Raw genomic sequence first — 26,620 nt, forward strand, 5'->3', positions numbered from 1 at the left:
AGCTGATTCAGGTACTTTGCGGGGAGCCCCGAAAGAAGATTAAAAAAAGTGAAGGCATCTCTTTATAAGATATCCTTCACTTGAGCTTTTGTTTATTGACGCTTATCGTCGCCTTCCGGAGTAGGCGTCGGTTTCGGCGTTGTCTTAGGTTTTGGACTCGGCGTAGGTGTGGGCTTCGGCGTTGCGGTTGAATTCGGTTTGGCCGAATGTTGTGAATCACTCGGTTTGGAGCTAGTACCTCCTGAAGTGCTGCCGGATGGTTTCGACGTTCCGCTCTCTGAAGTAATACCTGATTTCTGCGTTGGAGTTCCTGTGTCCTTCTTCGTATCCTCTGTAGGCTTTTTAGTCGGCGCTGCAGGAGTCGGTGTAGGCTTCGGCAGCGGTGCCACAGGGCCTTCCGTAATTTTGCCTTCCTTATCTACCTTAGCGTTAATCGATATTTTACTCAACTTGTCAAACAGCTTAGCCCCGTCTTCCTCTGTCATTCGTACCGGCTGCGCCCATTTCGTTAAGATCGGAACCATTTGCAGCTCACAGGTCCGCTCCTTCGTGCATTCCGCATCCAGAACCATACTTTCCCAGGTGGCCGGCTCCTCATTTGTTGTGAATATAAAATTGCCCATGCTGTAGGCGATCCACTTGCCTTTATACAGCTCAAACCCTTGCACAACATGAGGATGACTTGCTACGACGAGGTCTGCACCCTGATCGATATACTTGTGAGCTAGATCGGTTTGGTCCTTAACCGGCCGGTCTTTGCGCTCTACCCCCCAATGGGCTATAACGACGACCAAGTCGGCCTCCTGCCGTGCTTTGGCTATAGCTTCAAGCGGCAGCTTCGTGCTATACGTTTCGGCAACTCCCGGCTTGTTCTTACCCGCATACCAATCTGAATTTTCTGCAACGCGGCTGAATCCGAGGAATGCGATCTTTATCCCATTACGTTCCATAATGACCGATTGGTAGGCTTCATCGCTATTGCGTCCGGTACCCACCCGCTTCATGCCTACTTTATCCAGCTCGTCCAACGTATCGAGAAGTCCTTCTTCACCATAATCCAAAATATGATTATTGGCCGTGTTGACCAGATCGATACCTGCCGCTTGCAGCGCAGGAAGAGCTTGTGGGGACGACCTGTACACATAATCCTTGGATTGGGCGCTTCCGCGCGAGGTAATCGGAGTTTCTAGGTTGGCTACCGTGATGTCTGCATTGGATAAATAATCCTTCACATAGCGGTACGGATAGTCCCAACCATTCTTCTTCAATATATCCTCTACCTTACTCGCAAACATGACATCACCGACAAAAGTAAGCTTTACGCTCTGCTTGCCGTTATCCGCTGTACCTGCTGTACCTGCTGTACCTGCCGCATCAGCAGATCCCTTGGAAGTTCCTTCAAGGATGGAAACCGATTTGCCATCCCCTCCGCTAGCAGCGTTATTACCGGTTCCACCGGACGGTGGGGCTGTAGATGTGCCTCCCGAGCCTTTTGGTGATACTTCAACCACAGGTCCTGCTGATTCCGGTGCTTCTTTGCTGGATAACCAATTCATTAAATAACTGAATGAGGCCAAAGTCAGTACACCGAGAATACTGAGTGTGATCCATGTCTTACGATTATTTTTCTTTTGTTCCAGCTGTTTTTGGATACGTGTTTCATTCATTTCCTGCTCGTTTTGGGAGAGCGTTTCATTCACTTCCTGCTGGTGTTCAGATCGTGTTTCTTCTATGATGATCTACCCCTTTTTAAAAATGCTGCATGAAAGACAATAGTTCTTCAGAACCTACTGTAATCGGGAAAACGAAGACCTTCTGCCATTATACCAAATCTTCCCGATCGGGTCATGGAACCAAACACCTATATAGTATCTGCTCTAAAGGATCTGTGCTTGAGGGGTAGAGTAAAATGTGAATATTTGCCATACATGTGGTACAATTAAAAAGTATGGCTAGGCTATTTAACTAAATCGCGACTCAAGACGCAATTTATAGACAGCAGGAAAAGAGGAGAACCGTTTTGGCAAGATGGCAAATAAATTTAATCGTCCTATGGATCGGACAATTTCTGGTAATGAGCGGAATGACGATGATCACTCCCTTCTTACCGCTGTATATTCAGGAAATGGGTTTGTCAGATCCCCATCAAATCGCGATGTGGTCAGGCTTCATCTTCGCAGGCAACTTTGTTACCTCCTTTTTATTTCAACCTATTTGGGGAGGTTTGTCCGACCGATACGGCCGCAAGGTCATGCTGCTGCGCTCCGGCTTCGGGATGGCCATCGTCATGACCCTTATGGGCTTCGCTACAAGCCCTTGGCAGCTGCTCGGACTCCGCATCGTCAACGGCGTCATCTCGGGCTTTATGCCTGCGGCTGTTGCGCTTATGTCAACGAATACACCTAAGGAAAAAATGGGATTCGCTATGGGCACCTTGCAATCGGGTGGAGTTGCAGGCTCGATACTCGGACCGTTTATTGGTGGGCTGATGGCCGAGTGGGTCGGTTTCCGTCCCATTTTCTACATTACAGGACCGCTGTTATTCTGCGCTTCACTTCTTGCCATGTTCCTCGTAAAGGAAAACTTTGACGCCGCTGCAGCCAAGAAAAAAGCAAATATATCGACCATCGAAGGTTTCAAGGAAATTAAAAAAACGAAAGAGCTGCCCGCCCTTTATGCCGTTACTTTCGTCATTCAATTCTCGATGCTGAGTTCTATGACCTTAATCCCTTTGTTTGTACAGGATTTACACGGCAAAGGAGAAATGCTGGCCTTCTATTCAGGACTCGTCGGCTCTATTACCGGCTTTTCTAATATGATCGCCTCTCCCCTTCTCGGTCGACTGAGTGACAGAATCGGGTCGGTCAAAATATTAGCTGTTTGTTTGGTCGGGGCCGCTATTTCTTTCATACCCCAAGCCTTTGTAACGAACATATGGCAATTGTTTGCTGCACGATTCATGCTTGGCTTATTTATGGGCGGAATGCTGCCCTCAGTCCAAACCTTAATAAGCAGCTTCGCCCCTAAAGGGATGGAAAGCCGCGCCTACAGCTTCAATACCAGCGCCTTGAGTCTAGGCAATATGCTGGGACCGGTTATCGGTGGCGTAGTGTCAGGCTGGATTCATATTCAAGGATTGTTTATTATGGCGGCAGTCCTGCTGTTCGCCAATGCATTTTGGGTGCGCAAAGCACTGTTTAATCGTCAGCCTCGTCCCGGGGAGCAGTCTCCATAGACGTGGATCCATTATGTTTCGGAGGTGCTGGATGAAAGTGAGTGTAAAGAAGGTTTTGTTCGTCATCGTATGTGCAGAGCTAATGATTTGGTATTGGTCTCAAATGGACATAAGTGAACAAAACCGGCAGGTCGTCTACCATCAAAACAACCACGAAACGGAAGCGCCTCAGAAACCCCATGGTAACGGAACTGTACTAAAAAAAGCGTCATAGCGTATATTAAACCAATTGGATTGTGCTAATAAAAAAGCCGCTAAAGCTTCGCTCCCAGTCAAGGAGCAGGCCATTAGCGGCTATTTTTTTCATGCGGATTTAGCGAATTCTTGCAATAGCCAAGCCGTCATAGGCGGGTAAAATAACCCCTTCCAGACGCGGATCGCTTGCGATACTTTTATTGAATTCACGCATTTTGACAACCCGGTTGCCCTGTTCCTCCGGATTCATGCTATCTCCATGCATCAGGGTATTATCCCCTACGATGACAGCTCCCGGATTGGCCAGCTTGATCGCCCATTCCAAGTAATTCGGGTAATTGCCCTTGTCGGCATCGATGAAGAACAGATCGAACTTGAGTCCCTCTGCCTCCAGCTGAGCAAGGCTGTCCAAAGCTTCGCCCACTCGGTATTCCACCTTGTCCCCAAGTCCAGCTTCCTTCAGATTACGATGGGCCATATCCGCATACTCCTGCTTCAATTCCAAGGAATACAGCTTCCCCTGCTCACCCAAGCCACGCGCAAGGCAAATGCCGCTGTAGCCTCCAAGGGCACCAATTTCCATCACGCTGCGCGCTCCTGTCATTTTAACGAGAAGCGTCAATAGCTTGCCGTAGCCTTTGGCAACCGAAATATCCCTCATACCGCTATCCGCAATACTTTTGGTTACTTTTTCCAACTGCTCATCCTGTTCCAATAAAGATTCTACATATTGCTCCGCCGTCGGCTGCTCCATCATGCCATTTCCTCCCGAATCATTGTATAAACGCCACGTTTATCCTATACTAGACTATTGTATGGCTTTTCCAAAAAGACTTCAACTAATCATGAAGCGTTAATGGGGATAAACACAGTGCGTCTTAACAAGACGTTAGCTTAGATACGGAGTGAATAAATCATATGTCAGAGATTCATTTAATCGCCACAGCCCCGATGGGGCTGGAGGCTGTTGTTGCCCGGGAAGTCCGCGATCTCGGCTACGACCAGGTCACGGTAGAAAACGGCCGCGTCACCTTCGTCGGAGACGAACTCGCCATTGCAAGAGCCAATCTATGGCTGCGCACCGCGGACCGCGTTCTCGTCAAGATGGGGCAGTTCAAGGCACTCACCTTTGATGAGCTGTTCGAAGGAACCAAGGCGCTCCCATGGCCGGACTGGATTCCAGAAAATGCGGAATTCCCTGTGGAAGGCCGCTCCCACAAGTCGCAGCTATCCAGCGTACCGGCTTGCCAGGGCATCGTGAAAAAAGCGATCGTGGAAAGCATGAAGCAGAGCTACCAAACGGAATGGTTCCACGAGACCGGAGCGCGCTACGTTATTGAAGTAGCGCTGTTGAACGACGTAGCCACGTTGACCCTTGATACAACCGGTGTCGGCCTGCACAAACGGGGTTATCGTAAGCTCGTGACGGAAGCTCCGCTCAAGGAAACGATGGCAGCAGCGATGATCCTGTTGAGCCGCTGGAGGGCGGAACGCCCGCTGTACGACCCGTTCTGCGGGTCGGGAACCATCCCGATCGAGGCTGCGATGATCGGGTGGAACCTGGCGCCGGGGCTGCGGCGTTCCTTTGCCGCCGAGGCGTGGCCTATCGTGCCTGAGGCCCTGTGGGCCGAGGCACGGGAAGAAGCCTACGATCTCGTGCGGGATGATATCCCGCTGGAGATCGTAGGCTCGGACATCGATAGCGAAGCGATCGATGTGGCTCTGGCCGCCGCCAAGGCGGCAGGGCTGGCGAAGGAGCTGAGCCTGCAGGTGCTGCCGGTGGCGAAAGCACGGCCGCGGGGCGACTACGGCTGTATCATCACGAACCCGCCGTACGGCGAGCGGCTCGGAGACAGCAGCGAAGTCGAGAAGGTGCTCCGCCAATTGGGTGGAGTCACTTCCCAGTTGCCCACCTGGTCCACCTTTATACTTAATCCTAACAAGCAATTGGAACGGTACATGGGTCGCCCCGCAGACAAAAAGCGCAAGCTGTTTAACGGTCGGATCGAATGCAACCTATACCAATATCTGGCCCCTGGCGGTCTCTACGGCTGGCGCAAGGAGCAAGACAAGGAACCTGATTCATCTAAATAAGGAACCGCATTTTGATTCGGTTCTCCTATTCAAACCCATTCCTTCGTTCGATGAACGTGAGAATGGGTTTTTTTATGCTATTACCATTAGCCTGCTTGTTACTTGCTGAGTCGTGCTTATGGATTTGAATATGCCTCAAATGGACTAGAGAGGAAGCCGTTCAGAAGGCTTCCGAGGCTGAGTTACTCCGTTAAAAGGAAAGGACAGCATATTGTATCATTAACTGGCTTTTGAGAAAGCTTATACATTCAAAAATGGCAGAGGCTGGAGGTGGGGTGTCCCCTGGAGGAGCGTTAGCGGCCGCCTTTGTTATCTGGAAATTCCCTTAAAAATTTAATTATCATTTCCCGATAACAACAGCGGATGGAAGGGGATACTCCACCGGAGTACCTCAGACACTTCTTAATTATTTGCTTTTTCATGAGCAAAAAGGACAGCACTCCGGCTGTCCTTTCCTTTCTTATCCTTCATTTCGCTCCATAAAGTGCTCCCTACGAGGACCATTCGATATGGATCGGATCGGAACCCCGATCTGCTTCTCAAGAAATCTGACATATTGCTTGGCTTCTTCCGGAAGCTGATCGAATTGCTTAATCTCTTTAATGTCGCATTTCCAGCCGGGAAGCCATTCGTAGACCGGTACAGCCTCCTCTAGCCAACCTGTAGTCGGAAACTGATCTATCCGCTCCCCATTGAGCTCATATGCCGTACAAACAGGAATTCGCTCCAAATAACTCAATACATCAAGCAGCGATAACGTAACTTCGGTGGCCCCTTGAACCATGCAGCCATACCGGGTTGCCACTGCATCAAACCACCCTACACGCCGCGGCCTCCCTGTTTTAGAACCGAACTCACCTCCGTCCCCACCCCGTCTGCGAAGCTCATCGCCTTCCTCTCCCATTAGCTCCGTAACGAAGGGGCCGGCTCCCACACAGCTGGAATAAGCTTTGGCGACAGCAATAATACGGCGGATTGCGTAAGGAGGAACTCCCGCTCCCACGGGAGCAAAACCTGCTAAAGTGGATGACGAGGTAGAATACGGATAGATACCATGATCCGGATCGCGCAGCGCACCAAGCTGCCCTTCGATCAAAATCGATTTGCCTTCGTGCAGCATTTGATGCAGTAATGAGGTCGTATCGCATACAAACGGTCGAATGGCTTCACCTTCTTGAACTAGCTGATCCATAAGCTGTTCTGCGATGAGCGCATCCTTGCCATATAAATGCTCCAGCAAAATGTTCTTAGATTCCAATGCTTGCTTCAATCTATTCAGGAGCCGTTTCCGATCATATAAGTCAGCGACTTGAATGCCAAGTTTCAAATATTTATCCGCATAAAAAGGCGCGATGCCGGACTTCGTTGAACCGAATTGCCTGCTGCCAAGTCTTTCTTCCTCCAAAGCGTCAAACAGCAAATGGTAAGGCAGCACGACCTGAGCGCGATCCGAGATCTTAAGCTGCGGAGCAGGAACATGACCTGCAACCAATTTCTCGTACTCTTGAACAAGGCCGCTCACATTAAGTGCCACCCCGGGTCCTATCACGTTGAGCACTTGCTCATGGAAAACACCGGATGGCAGCATATGCAGCACGAATTTGCCGTATTCATTGATGATGGTATGCCCCGCATTGTTGCCTCCTTGAAACCGGACCACAACATCCACACTCGATGCCAGCAAATCCGTTACTTTGCCCTTGCCCTCATCTCCCCAATTCGCACCTACGACTGCCGTTACTGTTCCCTTCAAATGTATCCGCTCCCTCAATTCATTTTCACTCACAACGTCATTATAGGATGTGCTATGATATAAATAAAATGAATAATATATATATCTAATATAAATGAGGTTAATACATGGATTATAACTTGGATGGATTCAAAGTATTTCTAGCTGTTGCGAAAGCTGGGAGCTTCTCCAGAGCATCGGAAGCGCTTTTTATCACTCAGCCTGCGGTAAGTCATTCGATCAAGCAGTTGGAGGAGCAGCTGGGCGGACCGTTATTTTTTCGAACCTCCCGAGGGGTCAAGCTAACCGTGGAGGGCGAAGTGCTGCTGCGCTATGTGGAGCAAGCTTTCACCCTACTTGCGGAGGGTGGACGGAAGCTGACCGAAATGCATCAAATGCTGGGTGGGGTTGTTAACATCGGGGCTAATGACACCGTGTGCAAGCACGTATTGATGCCATTCCTCGAAACCTTCCATCGCCGGTATCCCGAAGTCAAGATGCATGTGACGAACCGCACTTCCCAGGAAACCATCAAGCTATTGAAGGAAGGGAATATTGATTTCGGTGTTGTCAATCTTCCGGTACAGGATAATCAATTGAATATCCGCATCTGGAAACCGCTACACGATATTTTTGCAGCAGGGGCTAACTATGGAGAGCTGAAGGATAGGCCTATCACGCCCTCCGAGTTGGTACAGCTCCCCCTCATCATGCTTGAAAAGGACAGCACCATCCGTCAATATGTTGATCGCTACTTCATCAGTCAGCAGATTCGGCTAACCCCTGAATTCGAGCTAGGTAGCATGGATTTGCTTATCCAGTTCGCCAAGACGGGTCTCGGCATCTCCTGCGTGACTGAGCAATTCGTCAGCGATGAATTGCTCTCCGGAGAGCTGATCCCATTAAATCTCGAACCCCGTATTCCACCCAGACATATCGGTATCGTAACTTTGAAGGATGTTCCCTTGTCATTTGCGGCTAAAACCATGCTTGATATTTGTTTAGAGGAATCATGATGCGATAGGATCATCCTTATCACGCTCTAGCTTATAAACACAAAAAGCGCGCTTCACTGCATTTTAGCAGCGGAGCACGCCTTGTATTGTGCTGAATATGAATCCATCCTGACATCAGAAAAGGCCAAGCGCCGTTTCCTTCACAATGTTATGCTAACCTTCTTGCTTCCAGCCTGCAGCTCAAATAATCATACAAGCTTAAAAATAAATCGTTCACGAAATCACACCGAAATGAAAACTTCACTTCTCCCCGCCAGTAAAAGGTTAACAGATGGCTGTTTTTGCCCATGACCATCTCTACGTCCCAGCACGGATTATGAAGCTCGAACACTTCTTGATTAATGAACATTTTTGGACCCTCATTCGACAAATAAACCCCGATCAAATTGCTCCCGAGCTTTGTAAAAAAGCCCTGCTTTGTCATAAACTCCCGTTCTTCACTCGACATCCGATACGATCCTCCAGACCCCCAAAATTTTCGTACCAAAACACATCGAAAAGACTCCTCTCCGCCTAGGCAGGAGCCCGCTATATATGCGTAACACCGTTCCTTCGGCAGCTGGCTGGCAAGAACCTCCCCCGATTCGTAGCCCCTGTAGCTTTGCGTCACAAGCTTTCACCTGTTTTGCCTTTTTCGAGTTCGAAATCTCTCAATTCGTGTAACAAAATACGACAACACTAGCATATAAGATAGGCCATTAGGAATATATACTCTTAAGTGCCTATTTTCATTACTTTTCTACAGACTTTAGACCTAATTTATAAATATTTTCTCCTTTGCGGTAAAATAAGGTCCCCAACAGTGTAATAACGGCCATCGTCACGAATAAGCCAGACCCTCCCCAATGGATAAGAAGAACGCCCCCTACCAACGGACCTATAAAATGTCCCAAATTGTTAAATGATTGAGCACCAAAATAGGTTCCTCTCATCCCTTCCGGAGCGAGACGATCCACCAACACATTGGCTTGAGGATAATTCAATATTTCGCCTAGAGTAAAAAAGAACATGGATATCATAAAGGTGATCCACCCAACAGAAAGAGCAAAACCGATATCTCCCAAGGCAAACATAACATTCCCGACCGCAATGGCCACCATAGGCCCCCACCGCTCAAATAACCGTGACAATGGGACTTGCAAAAGCACGACGACAATGGCATTCAAGCTCATCAGCATTGCGAATAAAGTCGCTCCACCAATAACACTTTTCTCAATATATTGCGATAAGGTTACCGTCATTTGCGAATACCCAATGGCTCCTATTATGGCACCGCCGATGTAGTAACGGAACACTCTATCCTTTCTTACGATGTTCCAGGCTGACAAGAGGGTAACCCCGCTTCGTTTCTCTCCATCGATTTTCGTAATGCCAAACCGATGCAGCAGCAATAACAATCCGATTGCATACAGCAGATATATAAAGCCCGTGATCATGAATGGCAGCCAAGCTTCCATCGTTCCGAAAAAAGCACCTAGCAGCGGTCCTACTGATACACCGACATTAATGGCAATATAGCGCAGGGAGAATACTTTCAGCCGTTTCTCCTTGACGGTTACGTCAGCCATAAGTGCCTGAGATACCGGTTCATATAAGGAACGGCACAGTCCGTTAAGCATATTAAGCAGCATGAATGCAACAGGTGACTTCACCATGGCAAAGCCTAGAAATACAAGTACCCAACCTATCAACGCGGCTAACATAATTGTTTTGCGTCCTAGCCTATCGGACATAGCTCCACCGACAAAACCGCCTATCGTGGAAGCCAATGGCCCTAAACCGATAATCATTCCTATCAAAACAGGACTTAGCTGAGTATCCTTGGATAAGTAGATGGCGAGAAATGGCATGCTCATAGACGAGGCCGTGCGAGCTAATACAGTTCCAAAAAGAAGAACGTGGACAATGGGGTGATAATCTCGAAAAAAGTTAAGAAACCGTTGCATGCAGTGTACCCCTTTGCTTTCATTCTAGCTTTTCTACCATTGGTAAATAAAAGATTTACTCATTATACTTCAAAACCTCCTTTCTGTCTTTAGACAAAAATAGAGGACCTTCATCATGAAGGCCCTCGTCAACTTTTCCAGATCATTGCTTGTTTCGGTACCTAATAGGTTAGTCTCTTGCGACGTATACATACTCACCTATGACTTTCTAAGTCGCTAGATCCATTTTCAAAATTCAGCCGTTTTGGAATAGGCGTCCGTTTTGCCAGCCGGCAGATGAAGCTTGGTGCTTTCTAGCACTTCTATGCTGCCATTCGCAGCTTTAATTTTATATAAACGCGGAACATAGGTATCATTAGGGAATGTGCGCAGCTTGTCCTTGCCGAATTCACCGTTCGGTCCGCGATCGGCCAAAGTATAGAAGACGTCTGCTGGATCGTTGGGCATGTGAAGGTAAAATAAAATAATTGTAAACAAAAAAGAACGATTAGCTGTTGGCTAAACGCTCCTTGGAGGTATGTCTTCTATTTGATGTATTTCTTGGCTTTCTCAATGGCTTCGTCTTCCGTAGCTCCTGTAACATAACGACCGTTAACAAAAATGAATGCAAATCTGGAGCAAGGCCCGCAATACGATTTGCAAGCGACTTTAATGTCCGTGTCGGGAGCTAATTTTTGAAGCTTAGGTACAGCCGTTTTCATTTTCATATGCTTGCATTTATCGCAAACGCGAATATCGTTCGCCATGGGTAAACCAAATCCTTTCGTAACCGCAGACGGCTTAGTGGTCGCCGTGGTTGCCCTTGCTAGGATTGGTTACAGCAAAGCCTTCTTCTGGCGTATAGAAATAGTCAATCCGCACTCCGTCCAACAGCGGCTGGCCTTTTTCCAAAATAACGTCGATATTTTTGTCCGTGCTTACGACTTCATCCTTGTCGGTAGGGGTATCCAGGCTCATGCCATAATGAGCATGGTCGCCATGGCTGTGAGTAATATAAATGCGCAGCTTTAATTCTTTGTTTTCTTCTTTTTCCAGTTCATCCAAAAGCATTTTGGCAGCGTTGCGCGAAATTTTGCAGTTCATCTGTATGACATCTCCTACTGATTGTTTTCTCCTTATTGTAAAGAAACCTGTCCGGGAAAGCAACCTGAATATGTCGTATTATTGCGCCGCTTCGACGAATTGGCGAATCTTGGTCCATTCCAGCTCGGAGTTATGGAATACGTTAGCAAACTTTCCTTTCGTATCCACATCCAGATGGTACTCCTGAATCGCATCCGTATCTTTTAGAACATGCCCCGTCAGTATGCAGACCGCTGTTGATTCCTTATCAATAACTCCTTGACGCACCAGCTTGCGTAGTCCGGCAACCGACGCGGCAGAAGCAGGCTCGCATCCTATTCCGCTTCGATCCACCTTAGCCTTTGCATCCATAATTTCCGTATCCGTTACGGAAACCGTAACGCTATGGTTCGGCCTCATCGTATAATGGAGCGCTTTTTTCCAGCTTGGTGGATTGCCAATGTTGAGAGCTGTAGCACGTGTCGAAGGATTAGTCTGAGGTTTCAGTTTGTTGCCTCCTGCCTCCATCATCTCATGGAACGGACTCGCCCCCTCTGCCTGCACTACGGCTATGTTAGGCAGTTTATCAATGAAACCGAGATCATGCAGATCTTTGAGCCCTTTCCCTAATGCTGTGGCATTGCTCAACGCGCCTCCAGGAACAACAATCCAATCCGGAAGCTGCCAACGAAGCTGATGAGCGATTTCATAAATCATGCTTTTTTGCCCTTCGATACGGAACGGATTCATGGAATTGCATACATATAAGCCTAATGCTTCGCTGTACAACTCGCTGAATCGAATCCCGTCATCGTAAGTTCCTGGAAAAGAAATTAAATGAGCGCCATAAGCTAATGTCTGCAGCACCTTGTTCAGCGAAATGCCGCGTTCGGGAAGAAACACGAAGGAAGAGCTTCCGGACAGCGCAGCGTACATGGCTAATGAAGAAGAAGTGTTCCCTGTGGAGGTGCATGTAAATTTCGTGTAGCCGAGATACCTTCCGTGGGAAACTGCGGCCGTCATGCCATTATCTTTGAAGGAACCGCTAGGATTTTCACTTTGTGCTTTTAGCTTCAGCTCACGTATTCCTACATATGAGGCTACGGCCGAGGAGGTGTATAATCCGGTGTTTCCCTCATATTTCGTTGTAATATAAGGTTCCGGCAGCAAAGGATGAATAAGCTCCTTGTAGCGCCATACTCCGCTTGCATATGGAGACATACGGTCCGACAAACGGTTGTCGAACTCTCTCTTTAATTGATCCGTGTCAACAGAACGAAAATCATGCACAATGTCCAGCAAGCCTCCACATGAGCATGTATAAGGATTTCGAGCCTGATCGATAGGGAGTTCGTCTCCACAATCCGTACATTGAAACCGCATGGTAAGCACCATCCTTTAGATTGGTTGAGTTTGAATTGCTTACCATTTACAATATAAGAAACCAAATCATAAAACTAATATATGATTGTTATAAAAACATAAATATAATTTATGTATTTAATGTAAGGAGATGCAGCATATGAATTTGCACGCCTTAAAGCTTTTTTACGAGACGGCGGTTCGAGGCGGGGTGACCAAAGCAGCTGAAGCGTTACACATAAGTCAGCCTGCGGTAACGGCACAAATTCGCAATTTGGAGCATGAGCTTGGAATAACGCTGCTGGTCTCCCACGGGCGAGGCGTTCAATTAACGGAAGCCGGGGAGCTGCTTTACGGCTATGCAGCCAAGCTCTTCGCTCTAGAAAAGGAGATGGATGCTCGATTGAACGATTACCGCAGCGGACAGCTCGGCAAACTAAAGATCGCAGCGACCTATCTTCCAGCCAACTATGTACTTCCGGCCATAATGGCATCCTATAAGCAGCAATATGAGCATGTAGAGCTCACATTAACAACCGCTAATTCTCAATCCGTGTACAGCTTGCTGCTCCATTATGAAGCAGAGCTTGCTGTAATCGGCGGAAGTAAAGAAGCACCAGCTGGCATCGTAAGGGAAGAGTTGATGGAGGATGAGCTCTGGTTCGTTGTCCCTTCCAGTCATAGACTAGCCAATGCTTCTGTTGATCTGAAGGAGATGATGAAGGAGCCTTTCATTCTAAGGGAGGAGGGGAGCTCAACCCGCGATAAGCTGTTCGCCTTGTGCAAGCTGCACAACGTCGAGCCCCCGAAGGTAGGCTTGCAGTTTAATGGTCTTGGGGAAACGATACGTGCCGTCACTTCTGGTTACGGTGCCATATTTGTGTCCGCTATGGAAGTAAGCGAACCCGTTAGACAAGGTACCGTTGCTAGAGTCCATGTCCAGGGGGTTCAGTTGACCAATCCGATAGCGCTTTACAGCCGTGCGGGTGAGGAGCTCTCACCTGCCGCCCATACCTTTAAAGCTTTTATGAAGCACAGAATGCCTTTCGTCCTTAAGCCATAATGATTCCACAAAGACCGTACATGCAGGAATCGTCTCCGCCAGGACATATCCATGGCTAATAAACTATAGTTTCCAGATACAAGCCTGGCTTGCTATTTTATTCTTTCTTCTTTACTATTAATATAGTAGTGAATGATAGATTACATTATTACACTATCGATATTTACTTACCCCCAAGTAATCAAGTATGAAGGGAAAAGGTGGTTTTCATGTCCATGCCGGAAACTGGGAAAAACAAAGCGGTCATTCAAAAAAACAACTATGTCCCGAAGCAACCTACACATATCGAATGCTCTATTGAAACAACTTTGGATGCGATAGGCGGAAAATGGTCCTTCCTCGTTCTTCGTGAACTGTTCGGAGGCACTAAACGATTCGGAGAGCTGCAAAAGAAAATAAAAGCCATCAGTCCCAAATCATTAACCGAAACACTTCGCCACTTGGAGGAGCAAGGGGTTCTGGAGCGTACCGCTTACCCAACTGTGCCCGTCACCGTAGAATACACCTTAACCCCCAAAGGGCAGGATCTTCATCAAATCTTGAAAGAAATGAAGCTCTGGGCCGCCAAATGGTCCTAACATCCCCTGCTGACGAGGTGTAGAATGATAGCGTTTTACAAAAAATATTGGAAAACCGTTTTCGATATTGCTTTACTGCTGATCACGGTGTATTTGTTTATGCTGCTGTTCAGCTATTTGTACCGAATAGCCACTCCGATCTTCCTCGCCTTTATCGTCTTTTTAATCATTGAGCCGTTGGCCCGTTTTCTACATAGGAAAGGGTTGAGCAAGAGTATTGCCTCAGCTATATCAACTGTCGTGTTTATCCTGATTATTTTAGGGGCACTGACCGGAGTAGGAGTTATTTTTACAAGTCAAATCATGAGTCTAAAAGATAAGCTTCCCGAATATTCAGCGATACTGCAGCATCAGCTCATTCTTAAAACCGAATTGCTGCAAAGTCGAATTGAATCGATGCCTTCTTTACCTGATGACATCGTCCAGAAAATAACCGAATATTCCACTCAAATCACACAAAAGTTGACTATGCTGGCCGGACAGTTTTTGACTGGAACCTTCACCATGCTGACTAGCTTCTCCACTTTTGTCGTTAATTTCGTGATAGCTATCATCTTGGCTTATTTCTTAAGCATCGAGATCGAATTATGGAAAAAAGTCGCAAGGGAAAAGACGCCCAAAACGTTTAAGTCGGCCTTCACGTTTCTAAGGGAAAATGTATTAAAAGGCATTGTCGGCTATATCAAAGCACAGTCTAAATTGATCAGTTTGACGTTCATCGTCATTTTTATTGCACTGCTCATTCTTGGAGTGAAAAACTCCTTCTCTATCGCCTTGCTGTCGGCTATATTTGATGTCCTGCCACTACTCGGCGTATCAACCTTATTCATTCCATGGATCATCTATCTATTTGTGGTTGGGCAAACCGTGCTGGCCATATGGTTAACGGCGCTGCTTGGGGTTGTCATTCTGGTGCGTCAAATTATGGAGCCGAAGATTACGGGGGATTCCTTAGGCGTCTCAGCCTTCACGATGTTATCCTTCATGATTATTTCGCTTTCCTTGTTCGGTGTTGCCGGGCTGTTGCTGTCCCCTGTCCTGATTATCACAATCAAGGCGCTGTATGAGCAAGGATATTTGCAGCGATGGATTCGTTGGCCCGAAGGGGAATAATTCAATTGGAACAAGGAAATTACCAAATCAAAAGGCTCGAACGCAACGTTCGAGCCTTTTTTTATTTGATTGGAGTCAAATATTTACGTTCCACCCGGCTCGTAAAAAAGTTCATTAAAAACAAAGTTACTGCTATATCATCAATAGGCACAAAGGGCATCACGTCAGGGATCACCCAGTAGACGATAACTGGAACGGCAAACAGCAATTTCTCGGATAGAGGTACCTTAGGAGAAGCAAGCAGCGGCCCTATTCGACGGAACACATGTCCCCAGTATTTGAATGAGATAAGTCGCTTCCACATCTGTACTCCCTCCTGTATGCACGGCTTCCTTCTAGTATAACTGACTTCTCATTAAAAACAAAAGAAGCCGCCCTGTAGGACGGCTTAAGCATATAGAACCCACATCAACATTAATACATGGTATAATAAATCCATTATTAACCAATATTGGAAGTGGTGACTTATGAGAAAATTTTTATTCGGTCTAGGTGTTGGAGTGTTATTCTCAATGACCAGTGCAGCTCTAGCTGCTGATAACAATAAAATCGAAGCCCTTATTTCTAAAACAAAATATCTTTTTAATGGAGACGAAAGATCCAGTGTTACTTTGAATATTGACGGCACTACCTACGCACCAATACGTTTTTTAGCCGACAATATGGGATCCATTATTGACTACGATGCCTCTACTCAAACGATTAGTGTTAATTATCCATCATTGCAAGTCGTTAAATCAGAAATAAATTCAAGTTCTGAAGATGACAAATTCATTCTATCGCTATATTCGGAAAAAAGCTCGTTTAAGCAAACAGATTATCTGAATGTGTGGTCAACTCTAAAATATAAGGGAGAAGAGAGCATTCATCTTACGCATAATTACAATATTATTTCGTTTTACATCGTGGATGAAAAAGGAAATAAGGCGGAATTAGGAAATCCTTATATGACAAGAGAATCTGAAATTAATAAAGGAGATGAGTTTAAAAGATCCTTTCCTATTGGGATAATCCAGAACTATAATAATTTCTTTAGCAAACAAGGTGATTTACAGAAATCAGCTCCCAAAACCCTTCCTCCAGGTAAATACCTAATAGGTATCGTAGCCTCATACCTTAAGAATTCTACCACTTATTATCAAACAGGTGACTACGACTGCGAAAAAACTACGATAAGAACGGAATTACCTATAACAATTGAATAGTTTTTCAATAGGAGACTAACTGCTAAATGATTAAGGCTTCCAGCATTAATTTGGCGATAGCTTCATACATTGTTGGAAACTGTGCGAGGGGAAGCGGATTGACTCCCAATCCCACTTCTACCGTGAATCCTGGTCTGCGAAACTCTTGAATAAACCAATCCTTATACCCTGCATCACTATCTTCCAGCTTAACAGGGGCATAGGTGCTGGCTTGTGCAAGCCTGTTTACTATGTCCTCGGACTCCGGCGGCTCCATATCCCGGTAGTTCCAATAGATCTCCTCACCCTGAGTATGTATTGCCAAAACCATTCGAAAAGAGTGATTCCGCGTAAATTCAGCCATCGCGCAAGCTTCAGGTTCACAAAGCGGTACCTCTCCACCATAATCCCGTGGGCCTGGTCCAAACACCTCCCTGCGCTCCTTTTCCCGCTCCCACCCTGCCGGGAATTGGTCATTGAGATCAATTCCCCGAATGTTCGCTTTCCAGCCTGAAAAGTCGATTAAACCATTATTCCACTCCAGTGCTTGGGCGTAATGCGGCTCCTCTGAAGATATACGTCCATGTACAAGCTCAACCCCATCTGGATTAACCATCGGAACGATCCAAAGTGTAGTGTGAACAAACCGTTTGCAAGCATCGCTTCCATGGAGCCTCTCGGCATTCATGTATGCCTCAGCGTACTCTTCTATAAATTTCATGAGCAGCAGCGAAGTAATCCACTCATTTGCATGAAAGGAACCGTTGATATGAATATGGATATCCCCCGATCCTATCCGCAGCACCGGAATGCTTTTGCCAAGGACACTCATTCCTATACTGTCAACCTGTATGAAGGGATACCGTTCTTCGAGCCGCACAATATCTTCAATCAAATCTGCATACCCATAAGCTTTACTCTCATCAACAATCCTCTGCTTCATCCTCCAGCCTCCCTTGCCCATATCCATATTTATAGCAATATTGAAACTTCATAAATATGTATGCGTAACGGAGTTCTGTTCATGCTAAGCCCAAAATAAAAACAGACGATACGGGAAATCCCGGGTCGCCTGTTCAGTATTAGATGATATGAGGCACTTGCCATACAACAGGTGTCACACGAATCTGCTCGTTTAGCCATGATTGTGCAATCTGTTTAAACATCGTAGGATCACCGCTGCACAAAAATTGGTGAACCGGAATGGAATTGGACGTAGCCAGCATTCCTTTGTGGTATAATATTGTGCTGATTTCTCTAGCTGTTTCATCTGCCGAGCTGATTAGCGCGACATCAGGCCCCATGACCTCCGAGATGACATCTGATAAAAAGGGATAATGCGTACAGCCAAGAATGAGGCAGTCCATAGGCTCATATTTCAATCGTTGAAGTGACTGCTCCACGATCTTCCGGGTGCTCTCCGTGTAAAACTGCCCGGTTTCCACAAGCGTAGCAAGCTTAGGACAAGATTCGCTGAACACTTGAATATTCGGAGAAATTTGACGCAGAGCCTGCTCATAAGCGTTGCTTTTGATTGTGCCCTCCGTACCGATGACGCCTATTACGCCACTACGCGTCGTTTTGATTGCAGCGCGGGCACCTGGATGAATAACACCAACTACAGGAATAGACAAACGTGCGCGGATTTCATCTAATGCGACAGCTGTTGCTGTGTTGCAGGCGATAACTACCATTTTCGGTTGGAACTGCAATAAATAATCGACGATCTGATGCGTATACTGAACCACTTCATGTGGAGCCCTCGGTCCGTAAGGCGCCCGAGCCGTATCGCCAAAATAAATAATCTTTTCTTGCGGGAGCTGGCGCATGACCTCTTTAACAACCGTCAGCCCGCCTACTCCTGAATCCAGAATGGCTATCGCTTGCTGCACAAGTTTTCGCTTCCTTTGACTGTGAATTGATGAGACGCTGCATGCCTCTAATAGAGTATGATGGTAGAAGTTGAAAGGTACCATTAAACATCACTGACTCGAGCGCCAATTCATCATACCAGAAAGGATACTGCCAAACCATCGTTCTAAGCTAAAGCAACGCTATCATTTGGCTGATGTTTGAATATCCGTTAAAAGCGCAAATTCATAGCCAGCCTCCCGCACGCCTTTGATGATGCGATCTAGTGCCTGGATATTTTCCTCAGAGCCCTGATGCATTAGAATAATATTGCCGTCATGCAGATTGTTCATGATATCGTTGTAAGGATCGTCCGCTCCATTCTTCCGTGGTTCCCAGTCTCTCATTGCAGTAGACCAGAATACGGAAGTGTACCCCATCTCCGAAACCATGCTTAACAAATGCATATTGTAATTCCCGTAAGGAAAACGGAAGTACGGCTGAATATCTTTGCCGGTTACTTCCTTGTACAGCTTTTCATAATCTTGTATTTCTTTCTTTACTTGCTCGTCGGTCTGTTTATTCATATCAGTATGAGTCATCGTATGATTGGCGACAAGATGCCCGTCCGCCACCAGTTGACGCACAAAGTCAGGATCCTTCTTCACATTATATCCGGCAATAAAAAAGTTGGCCTTCGCATCGTTATCCTTCAACGACTTAAGCAATAAGTCTATATCGCCCAACGGACCACCAGTATCGATCGTTAAATAGACCTTTTTGCCTGTACCTACCCACAACGCCTTCATATCTTTGCTAAATGTCTTGGTTTCATTAGGAAAATTAGGGACTTGTCCCTTCGGTTTCTTCATGTAGTACCATGAGAGGGCTTTCTTATCATTTGCTGATGCGACCTTGGCGTTCGAAGACGGCTGATACGTTGCTGATGTCGCAGTTGTCGCCTTCTGTTCAGGGACTTTGCTCGGCTCGGGCGTAACAATGGCTAACGGTTCAGATGACGGGCTGACAGGTTCTTTCGTTCCCGCTGCTGCATCGACTGTTGCAAGATTCCCTTCCGATTTACTTGGAGCCGCAGTCGGTTGGACGGAGGAAGGCTGTTTCCCTGTATCCGCTTCGCCAGATGATTGCTGCTTGCTCTCCTTGGTCGAAGGATGTTCTGAGCATGCCAATGTCATCAATGTAAGGCAAACAATGACTGCAATGGCACCCGTTCTTGATCTGGTCATCATCTTCGAAGTCCCCTTTGAATAAAACACGAATTTTTGTTCGTGTATATTTTACCAAAAGCGCCTACTTATGACAATGATAAAGCAATGATATCCGTTTAACCAATAAAAAAGGGCCCCTATGGTATGTCAGGCGCTTAGCACTCCTTGACGAGCCACATAATGTAACGTAACGGATTGTTCATTGCGGGGAAGGTGCTGCTAATGAAGGTTGATCTTGGTTGCGGGTCACAGAAAAACCCCAGATTTATCGGAATCGATAGGAGACATGGACCTGACGTGGATTTGACCTGCGTTATCCAGCTAGGAATTCCTCTACCTGACGATTCAGTGGATATGCTATCGACGGTATCCACGATAGGGGTTGAAGGAGTCTCCTCTGCCCGATCGAGAGTTTTCACAATTTGGATCGAGGGTACCACAGCTATAAGCACTACCTCTCCATTTCGGCAGTTACTCCTGGCATGACCGATACGACAAACGGAACGTTAAAAGCAACCGATTCTCCCGGATGAAGCTCGGCAAAATGCTCCTGAAGCATAATCAGTCCGTCGCATAAGACTTCTTGACACAGAAAAAGGTCTCAATCAAACCATTACTTATTTCAACGCAAAACTCCCTCTAGCCATTTGGCTAAAGGGAGCCTTCTTATTACAATTATTTACACAAATTTTGGAAGCCAGTTACCATGAGCTTCGATTAAATCGTCGCACATAGCCACAATATCATCGATAGATAGCTCAGCCGCGGTATGCGGATCCAGCATTGCAGCATGGTAAATATGTTCTTTCTTACCCGTAATAGCCGCTTCAAGCGTCAGCAGCTGCGTATTGATGTTGGTACGGTTCAACGCCGCCAGCTGCGGTGGCAGATCCCCGACATAAGTCGGTGTTACTCCGTCGGCATCAACCAAGCAGGAAACTTCGACGCAGGCTTCTTTAGGCAAATTAGTAATCAGGCCGGTGTTCATGACGTTACCGCCGATTTTGAAAGGTGTATTGGTTTCCATCGCGTCAAACATATAGGAAGCGTACTCTTTAGAGCGTTTGTGCTCCAAATTTTTGTTGTTTACAAGCTCTTCCCGCATCGTTTTCCATTTATCGATTTGACGAACGCAGCGGCGAGGGTACTCATCCAAAGGAATGTTGAAGCGCTCGATCAATTCAGGATAGTTGCGTTTAATAAAATATGGATGGTACTCGGCATTATGCTCGGATGATTCCGTCACATAGTAGCCAAAGCGGAACATCAACTCGTAGCGTACCATATCCTTATGTGTTTCTTTTTGCTTCTCGCGGGCACGGCGCTTAATTTCCGGATACAGATCGACGCCGTCCTTCGTTACTTCCAGCAGCCATGCCATATGATTAATTCCTGCGATCTTCCAGTTGACGCCTGTCGAATCCATCTCCAGGTTTTTGAACAGGTGCGACACGCAGCCTTGAACGCTGTGGCACAAGCCTACGGTTTTTACACCGCCGTACGTATTCATTGCGTTAGTCAGAACCGCCATAGGATTCGTATAGTTCAAGAACCAGGCGTCAGGACACACTTCTTGAATGTCTTTCGCAAAATCTAACATAACAGGAATCGTACGCAGGTTGCGGAAAATGCCCCCGATCCCGATCGTATCGGCAATGGTTTGACGTAAGCCGTATTTTTTCGGAATTTCAAAATCTGTGATTGTGCAAGGATCATAGCCCCCAACTTGAATGGCGTTAACGACATATTTGGCGCCGCGGAGCGCTTCCTTGCGATCCGTATACGCTTTCACAACGCAGGTGCTTCCTGTCGAAAGCTTCAGGTTGTTCAGCATATTCTCGGAGTCTTTCAACCGCTCCAGATCGATATCGAACAGCGCCAGTTCAAAGCCCTGCAGTGACGGGGTCATCATACAATCCCCAAGCACATTTTTGGCAAATACGGTGCTACCTGCACCTAAGAAAGTAATTTTTGACATGATTTATGCCTCCTTGATTCCAATTTTGTCTCGCTAACTCTTACTTAGACTATACTTGTTGGAATCAAGAATGCATATGGAGACAAACCACTTTTACATGGATAAATGTAGTTCAGTATGAAAAACTGCTTTTACGCTCAACGACGAGCATCATCAAATGCAAAATCGTTATAAGCGTGAAGGCTATTAACGCAAGAAATGGAATCGTAATAAACCCGAGCCAGTTGATATAATCGACATCGCACGGGACAGGGCCGCATCCTGTAGCCGCCTCTTTGAACCAGGAAGTCTTTTGCATCAAGTAATGATAGAGTGAAATCCCCATGCCCCACACACTAAGAGGAAGAACATAAAGGTACTGCTTTGTATCCTTGCGCACTGCCGCAATGGCTAGTATAATCACGAGAGGGTACATAAGAATACGTTGATACCAGCATAATTTGCAGGGCAGGAAGTGTAAAATTTCAGAAAAATATAAACTTCCTAGTGTTGCAGCAAGCGCTACCACCCATGACAGATGTAGTGCATTTTCTTTTATAAATCGGTTCCCATTCATCTTGAACGACTCTCTCCCCAGACTACTAGTGTCATCTATTCTTTTCCATTATACTATCATCATATCAAAATTGACTGAGGTGTTCCATATGAAGGAATCCTATCATTCTGTCGCCTTTAATCCCCGTCCCGGCAAAGGAGAACTGACAGTCCTCTTTAGTGGACAATCTCAAACCAGACCCACGCATAAGGTCGGCCCCCAGGTGCTTGACTACTATTTAGTTCACTATGTCGTATCAGGACGCGGTACCTTCCGCTGCATGGGAACGGATTATCACTTAGAAAAAGGCAGCAGCTTCTTCATCTTTCCTGGTGAGCTGGTCAGCTACGGCTCAAACGAAGAGGACCCTTGGTGCTACCGCTGGATCGGGTTTAAAGGAACCCGTGTGGATGAATATTTAAGTGGCTTTGGCATATCCCAGCATCATCCGGTTGCCTTAACACAGCAGCATCGCAAAATGCAGGCATTGTATCACCAAATGGAGCTGACTCTGCGCAAACGGATGTCGCACTGCGATATGCAGTCTGAAGGCTACATGCGACTATTGCTGGCCGAATATGCCCAAGAGCTTGTTCAAGGCAATATCCAGAAGGAAGAAGCCTCCGGAATTCAGCAGCAGGTTGAGCAGGCCATTCGCTGGCTTACTTTGCAGTATCATCAACCGATTTCTATCGAATCCATGGCTCAAAGCCTAGGTTATCATCGAACTCATTTGTCCAAAATGTTCAAGCAGCACACTGGACAAGCCCCTATGAACTTTTTGTTAAAAATCAGGATGGAGCGAGCAAAAATATTGCTTCAGGAAGCGCTCACTGTCGAGCAGGTCGCCTCCTCCGTCGGGTTCAGTGACCCGCTGTATTTCTCCAAGCAGTTCAAGAAATGGTTCGGCCGTTCCCCCTCGGAATACCGTCAGGACCATACGATGAATCCTTACGATTGCAGTCAATAAGATAAATGAACAACAGAGCGATCCATCGGCTTTAAGCGATGGACCGCTCTGTTTATTAGACGGAGAAGCTGTATTCTACTTGACTGGAGTTTCCCGAAAGCAACTCACTCCATTGAGTCTGAGGAACCAGATCGACCACCGCTTTAATCCCAATGTGGTTAAAATCCAGTTCAGGTACCTGCTCTAAAGTTAATCGATCACTGATTACTTTATTCAGCAATCCGGGGAATTTCTCTTCCATTTGTTGAAGCCGGTACAGCCCGGTTTCAAAGTCTTTCCGCGAGGCGTTGACGGAGCCCAAGACGCATTTATTCTCCAGAACGAGCTCCTGATTGATCATATCGGAGGAAATTTTCAGGGTTCGGCTGCCTGGCGTGACGCCTAACAAAGCGAGCACTCCATTCGGGCTGAGCGCAGTCATAGCTTCGAATGCAAGCGGGCTGTAGCCTGTGCATTCGAAAATCATATCGGCGCGCTTGCCGCTCTGCTCCAGGAAGCCGTTGAGTGTCTCAGCGGCTTCCGAGCCTTGCCCGCTTGCGCCGCCGGGGTTGCCAGCCTGCCGGTACTCGGCACCGCAGGCGCGAACCAGCTCCGCCGCCGTGCTATCCGCCGGCGACATGGACCATACCACGGTGTCAAGTCCGAGACACCGTGAGGTGAAGGCCGCCAGCAGGCCAAGCGGCCCTGAACCCAACACCAGCACCGTCCGGGGCTGCCAAATCAGACGCTGCTGGATACGCTGTACTTGATCCCACACCTTCTCGACTATACTTTGCGGCTCCGTCAGCACTCCATAAGCCAAGCAAGCTGGCGGTACCTTCACGAGATACCTAGCCTCCTCGACATAATACTCAGACAAATAGCCGTGTCTGCCCTTAATCCCCCGCTCAACGTAATGGCCGGTTTCACAGAAATCCGCATGGCCATTACGGCAGTTCACGCACATCGGATCGCTGCAGGGTCTGCGCACAAGAGCACAAACCAAATCGCCTTGCGCAAAGCCGTAAGCCTCATCAGCCTCGACTGCGACGCCAAGCGACTCATGGCCGATCGTCAAACCGTTTTCCCCTTCCGGTGGAACTCCGTACTTCTCTGTCATCAATTCACGGTCAGTGCCGTCAAGCCCGATACACAGCACACGGACCAGTACATCGTCCGGTTGTCTCCGCTGCGGCTTGTCCACTTCGATCAGTTCTAGCCGAACACTATCCCCAGCCTTGTTAGACGCTTTTTGATGGACAGCTTCATTACCTTGCCCTTGATCCCGCTGCCCAACACTCGCTTTACCCTCATATCCGTCCTCTTCTGTCTTAGTCTGAATCCCGTTCAAACGTACCGTTTTCATTGCGATGCTCCAGAGGTTTGCAGCAGCTTCGCGTCACTTACGTCTTCTTTACCCGTGCTTTTATTTCTCAGCAGCTTCAACTTGGACATGTATTCCTGAACGACTTTTACGAACGACGCATGGGACCAAGTCAGCGGCGACACGGACATCGGTTCCCCTGTAAAGGGATGAACTTGCTCTGCCAATATACCTGTCGGCAGCGCATGGTTCATTGTCCAGCGAATCAAATCTTCCGCTTCTTTAAGCTCACCCTCGTTGTTGGCCACAGCAATGACCCATTCAGCGTACCAGAGAGTACAAATAAACCATGGATTACCGGGAACCTTACCGATGTCATGGGTTACTTGATGGTAGTAATCGTCGCTGTAGCGACCAATTCCTCCTACCTCCGACTGAATCCACAGCTTTTCGCGAATCGCCTTCATCGTAGCTGTAATCCTAGGATCATTCGGAGCAAACATCTCGAAATCAAACAGAGCATACAAACTCGCATCCAATGTCATGTCGGGCTCATAAGTATTTTTCTCTCGATTCCAGTACAACGAACGGATAAACCGCTTCTCCTGTTCGGAATACATGAATTGCTCTACGGCGGATTTCACTTTAACCGCAGCTTCCCGGTAATAGACCATTCTTGCTTTATCCTGAAAGTATTCCGCAAACTTGCTTGCCGCAAGAAGTCCAGCATACACGCTGGCAACCGTAAAAGCATGAACGCCGTATCGTTCCTCCCACAAATCATAAGAAGGAAGAGGCAGTCCTGATGCATCCTTGTAACTTGCTAGGAATCCGGCTGCAGGCACGACGAATTTATCATAGTCATCCCTTGCATGTTCTAACGTTTTGGCTAATTCATGATGATGCCACAGTGTGTACAGCACCAAGGCAGTCTCATCCTCTTGAATCGGGAATTGCTTCTCCCCTGCCGGATTGATCCATGGGTGCCAACTGGAGCCTACCGATCCGTCCGGATTGTACTTATGAAGCAGGAAGCCCTCTTTGGTAATAGCCCGCTTGCAAAAATCATAAAACCTGCTAGTCAACGATACGTAACCTGATCTGTCCAAAGCATGTGCAATCAACGCACCGTCCCTTGGCCACATATACGAATACGTGTCCTTGGCGAATTTCAAAATATCCGAATCGTTCGCAGCTACTATAGCGCCCCGGTTATCCATATTCGTTCGCACTACAAGCAAACTTTTTTTATAAAAAGATGCCATGTCCTTATCTATCAAGCTCAGATCATGACGGTCTTTGGCAAGCCACTGCTCCCAATAGTTATAAGTTCTTTGAAGGAGCGTATGGGGTGTAGCCTGGCGGATTCTCTGCTCCATTCCTGTTATTTCCTCCAAGCTTTTGCCAAAGCAAATCCAGAACCATATATCCGTCTTGCCGCCTGCAGGTATCTTCAATTCGTACTCTATAGTGCCATCAACAGACCCTTGAGCAATTGGATTGCGGCCAAGCTGACCATCCTCCGCATCTCTCCATGTTCCTTCCATCCCGTTCATTTCCTTCTGCCCTATCGCATAGCTGCTGCAGCCGCTACCCTTGCCACCGGCCCCGCTGCAAGAAAGCGACATGTAACGATGCCCCTTATAAAAAATAAGCGATTGAAGGTCCGGATCGAAATAAACCGTATCGCCGACACCGTTTCCGTACAGGTGCAGGTCCAGATGAAAATACAGCTTCACGGTTCTCTCCTGCTGTTTTGTATTTTCCACCACGACCTTGCGTACAAACGCATTTTCCTGCACATCCACACCGTCTCGGATCAGCAGATTTAATCCCAACCGCTCATGATTCCCTTCTACATTGGTAATCATGGAGTCATTCAGGTACGATGACTTTCTTTTGAGCTCAGGATTGTCAATCCAGAAAAAACCTTCCGCAGTCCACACGCCAAAATGAGATAAATGGTCCGCCGACTGATTCTCCTGCCCAACATATGGGTAATACATATCACGTAAATTATAGTTTGTATCAAAATTCACCAGCACATTGCCATTACCCAGAGGTAAATCACGCGCCATAAACTTCATCCTCCTTCCTATCTCCCCCTAATTTCCCCGAATACAAGCCTAATTTATGCAAGCAAACCGTAAAGTTGTTCATGCTTGTCATGAATA

Annotated in this window: 26 protein-coding genes and 1 riboswitch; of the genes, 9 read left to right on the plus strand and 17 right to left on the minus strand. The window is 47.0% G+C overall.

Annotated elements, in window-relative coordinates:
• Window positions 1-92: 92 nt before the first annotated feature.
• A complete protein-coding gene (locus QMA13_RS26830; protein ID WP_282936749.1) occupies window positions 93-1,667 on the minus strand; it encodes a CapA family protein in 1,575 nt (524 codons plus the stop codon).
• A gap of 353 nt (window positions 1,668-2,020) precedes the next feature.
• Here QMA13_RS26830 and QMA13_RS26835 point away from each other — a divergent pair, with 353 nt between their 5' ends.
• A complete protein-coding gene (locus QMA13_RS26835) occupies window positions 2,021-3,235 on the plus strand; it encodes an MFS transporter (protein WP_282936750.1) in 1,215 nt (404 codons plus the stop codon).
• A gap of 31 nt (window positions 3,236-3,266) precedes the next feature.
• Complete coding sequence (locus QMA13_RS26840) at window positions 3,267-3,449, plus strand: hypothetical protein (RefSeq protein ID WP_282936751.1); 183 nt, start codon at window positions 3,267-3,269, stop codon at window positions 3,447-3,449.
• A gap of 99 nt (window positions 3,450-3,548) precedes the next feature.
• Here the strand turns inward: QMA13_RS26840 and QMA13_RS26845 are convergent, their stop codons facing one another.
• Window positions 3,549-4,187 carry an O-methyltransferase gene (locus QMA13_RS26845; protein ID WP_282936752.1) on the minus strand — a complete coding sequence of 213 codons (639 nt, stop codon included), beginning with the start codon at window positions 4,185-4,187 and terminating at the stop codon, window positions 3,549-3,551.
• Window positions 4,188-4,348: 161 nt separating this feature from the next.
• On the opposite strand from QMA13_RS26845, the gene QMA13_RS26850 reads away from it, so the two are divergent.
• Window positions 4,349-5,524: a THUMP domain-containing class I SAM-dependent RNA methyltransferase gene (locus QMA13_RS26850; RefSeq protein WP_282936753.1), complete on the plus strand. Its 1,176-nt coding sequence runs from the start codon at window positions 4,349-4,351 to the stop codon at window positions 5,522-5,524.
• A 460-nt stretch (window positions 5,525-5,984) separates the two neighbouring features.
• Here the strand turns inward: QMA13_RS26850 and QMA13_RS26855 are convergent, their stop codons facing one another.
• Complete coding sequence (locus QMA13_RS26855; protein ID WP_282936754.1) at window positions 5,985-7,277, minus strand: adenylosuccinate synthase; 1,293 nt, start codon at window positions 7,275-7,277, stop codon at window positions 5,985-5,987.
• Window positions 7,278-7,384: 107 nt separating this feature from the next.
• Here QMA13_RS26855 and QMA13_RS26860 point away from each other — a divergent pair, with 107 nt between their 5' ends.
• Complete coding sequence (locus QMA13_RS26860) at window positions 7,385-8,272, plus strand: LysR family transcriptional regulator (RefSeq protein ID WP_282936755.1); 888 nt, start codon at window positions 7,385-7,387, stop codon at window positions 8,270-8,272.
• A gap of 148 nt (window positions 8,273-8,420) precedes the next feature.
• Here QMA13_RS26860 and QMA13_RS26865 read toward each other — a convergent pair whose 3' ends face one another.
• The 6 genes from QMA13_RS26865 to thrC all read right to left on the minus strand — a co-directional run bounded on the left by QMA13_RS26865 (window position 8,421) and on the right by thrC (window position 12,663).
• The gene (locus tag QMA13_RS26865; protein ID WP_282936756.1) at window positions 8,421-8,720 is read right to left on the minus strand and encodes a hypothetical protein; all 300 of its coding nucleotides are present in this window, start codon (window positions 8,718-8,720) and stop codon (window positions 8,421-8,423) included.
• A 103-nt stretch (window positions 8,721-8,823) separates the two neighbouring features.
• Window positions 8,824-8,912: riboswitch (cyclic di-GMP riboswitch) on the minus strand.
• 91 nt (window positions 8,913-9,003) lie between these two features.
• Window positions 9,004-10,218, minus strand: coding sequence for an MDR family MFS transporter (locus QMA13_RS26870; RefSeq protein WP_282936757.1), 1,215 nt, complete (start codon window positions 10,216-10,218; stop codon window positions 9,004-9,006).
• Window positions 10,219-10,446: 228 nt separating this feature from the next.
• Entirely contained in the window at window positions 10,447-10,695 is a 249-nt protein-coding gene (locus tag QMA13_RS26875; RefSeq protein ID WP_282936758.1) for a hypothetical protein, read from the minus strand.
• Window positions 10,696-10,742: 47 nt separating this feature from the next.
• Window positions 10,743-10,964 carry a YuzB family protein gene (locus QMA13_RS26880; RefSeq protein ID WP_282936759.1) on the minus strand — a complete coding sequence of 74 codons (222 nt, stop codon included), beginning with the start codon at window positions 10,962-10,964 and terminating at the stop codon, window positions 10,743-10,745.
• 34 nt (window positions 10,965-10,998) lie between these two features.
• A complete protein-coding gene (locus QMA13_RS26885; RefSeq protein ID WP_282936760.1) occupies window positions 10,999-11,301 on the minus strand; it encodes an iron-sulfur cluster assembly accessory protein in 303 nt (100 codons plus the stop codon).
• A 78-nt stretch (window positions 11,302-11,379) separates the two neighbouring features.
• A complete protein-coding gene (gene thrC, locus QMA13_RS26890) occupies window positions 11,380-12,663 on the minus strand; it encodes a threonine synthase (RefSeq protein ID WP_282936761.1) in 1,284 nt (427 codons plus the stop codon).
• Window positions 12,664-12,802: 139 nt separating this feature from the next.
• Between thrC and QMA13_RS26895 the strand changes: the two genes are divergently transcribed.
• The 3 genes from QMA13_RS26895 (at window position 12,803) to ytvI (ending at window position 15,396) form a co-directional block, all read left to right on the plus strand.
• Window positions 12,803-13,705 carry a LysR family transcriptional regulator gene (locus tag QMA13_RS26895; RefSeq protein ID WP_282936762.1) on the plus strand — a complete coding sequence of 301 codons (903 nt, stop codon included), beginning with the start codon at window positions 12,803-12,805 and terminating at the stop codon, window positions 13,703-13,705.
• A 215-nt stretch (window positions 13,706-13,920) separates the two neighbouring features.
• Window positions 13,921-14,283, plus strand: coding sequence for a winged helix-turn-helix transcriptional regulator (locus QMA13_RS26900; RefSeq protein WP_282943581.1), 363 nt, complete (start codon window positions 13,921-13,923; stop codon window positions 14,281-14,283).
• A 24-nt stretch (window positions 14,284-14,307) separates the two neighbouring features.
• Complete coding sequence (gene ytvI, locus QMA13_RS26905; protein ID WP_282936763.1) at window positions 14,308-15,396, plus strand: sporulation integral membrane protein YtvI; 1,089 nt, start codon at window positions 14,308-14,310, stop codon at window positions 15,394-15,396.
• A gap of 61 nt (window positions 15,397-15,457) precedes the next feature.
• On the opposite strand, the gene QMA13_RS26910 is transcribed toward ytvI, so the two are convergent.
• Window positions 15,458-15,700: a hypothetical protein gene (locus tag QMA13_RS26910; protein ID WP_282936764.1), complete on the minus strand. Its 243-nt coding sequence runs from the start codon at window positions 15,698-15,700 to the stop codon at window positions 15,458-15,460.
• A 163-nt stretch (window positions 15,701-15,863) separates the two neighbouring features.
• On the opposite strand from QMA13_RS26910, the gene QMA13_RS26915 reads away from it, so the two are divergent.
• Window positions 15,864-16,601 (plus strand): stalk domain-containing protein, encoded by a 738-nt coding sequence (locus QMA13_RS26915; RefSeq protein WP_282936765.1) that lies wholly within the window; start codon window positions 15,864-15,866, stop codon window positions 16,599-16,601.
• A gap of 22 nt (window positions 16,602-16,623) precedes the next feature.
• Here QMA13_RS26915 and QMA13_RS26920 read toward each other — a convergent pair whose 3' ends face one another.
• From QMA13_RS26920 to QMA13_RS26940, 5 genes are all read right to left on the minus strand, one after another.
• Complete coding sequence (locus QMA13_RS26920; RefSeq protein ID WP_282936766.1) at window positions 16,624-17,523, minus strand: M14 family metallopeptidase; 900 nt, start codon at window positions 17,521-17,523, stop codon at window positions 16,624-16,626.
• 139 nt (window positions 17,524-17,662) lie between these two features.
• Window positions 17,663-18,472, minus strand: coding sequence for a glutamate racemase (gene racE / locus QMA13_RS26925; protein ID WP_282936767.1), 810 nt, complete (start codon window positions 18,470-18,472; stop codon window positions 17,663-17,665).
• A gap of 165 nt (window positions 18,473-18,637) precedes the next feature.
• A complete protein-coding gene (locus QMA13_RS26930) occupies window positions 18,638-19,681 on the minus strand; it encodes a polysaccharide deacetylase family protein (protein WP_282936768.1) in 1,044 nt (347 codons plus the stop codon).
• Between the two features lie 658 nt (window positions 19,682-20,339).
• A complete protein-coding gene (gene melA / locus QMA13_RS26935) occupies window positions 20,340-21,638 on the minus strand; it encodes an alpha-glucosidase/alpha-galactosidase (RefSeq protein ID WP_282936769.1) in 1,299 nt (432 codons plus the stop codon).
• 112 nt (window positions 21,639-21,750) lie between these two features.
• Entirely contained in the window at window positions 21,751-22,194 is a 444-nt protein-coding gene (locus tag QMA13_RS26940; protein ID WP_282936770.1) for a disulfide oxidoreductase, read from the minus strand.
• An 88-nt stretch (window positions 22,195-22,282) separates the two neighbouring features.
• On the opposite strand from QMA13_RS26940, the gene QMA13_RS26945 reads away from it, so the two are divergent.
• Window positions 22,283-23,143: an AraC family transcriptional regulator gene (locus QMA13_RS26945; RefSeq protein WP_282936771.1), complete on the plus strand. Its 861-nt coding sequence runs from the start codon at window positions 22,283-22,285 to the stop codon at window positions 23,141-23,143.
• 55 nt (window positions 23,144-23,198) lie between these two features.
• On the opposite strand, the gene QMA13_RS26950 is transcribed toward QMA13_RS26945, so the two are convergent.
• Together QMA13_RS26950 and QMA13_RS26955 are read right to left on the minus strand one after the other, a co-directional pair.
• Window positions 23,199-24,488 carry a glucose 1-dehydrogenase gene (locus tag QMA13_RS26950; RefSeq protein WP_282936772.1) on the minus strand — a complete coding sequence of 430 codons (1,290 nt, stop codon included), beginning with the start codon at window positions 24,486-24,488 and terminating at the stop codon, window positions 23,199-23,201.
• On the minus strand, window positions 24,485-26,524 hold the full coding sequence (locus QMA13_RS26955; protein ID WP_282936773.1) for a glycoside hydrolase family 15 protein: 2,040 nt from the start codon (window positions 26,522-26,524) through the stop codon (window positions 24,485-24,487). The genes QMA13_RS26950 and QMA13_RS26955 overlap by 4 nt, the downstream gene beginning before the upstream one ends.
• Window positions 26,525-26,620 lie beyond the last annotated feature (96 nt).

It is taken from the genome of Paenibacillus sp. RC67, from assembly GCF_030020805.1.
Classification (GTDB): domain Bacteria; phylum Bacillota; class Bacilli; order Paenibacillales; family NBRC-103111; genus Paenibacillus_S.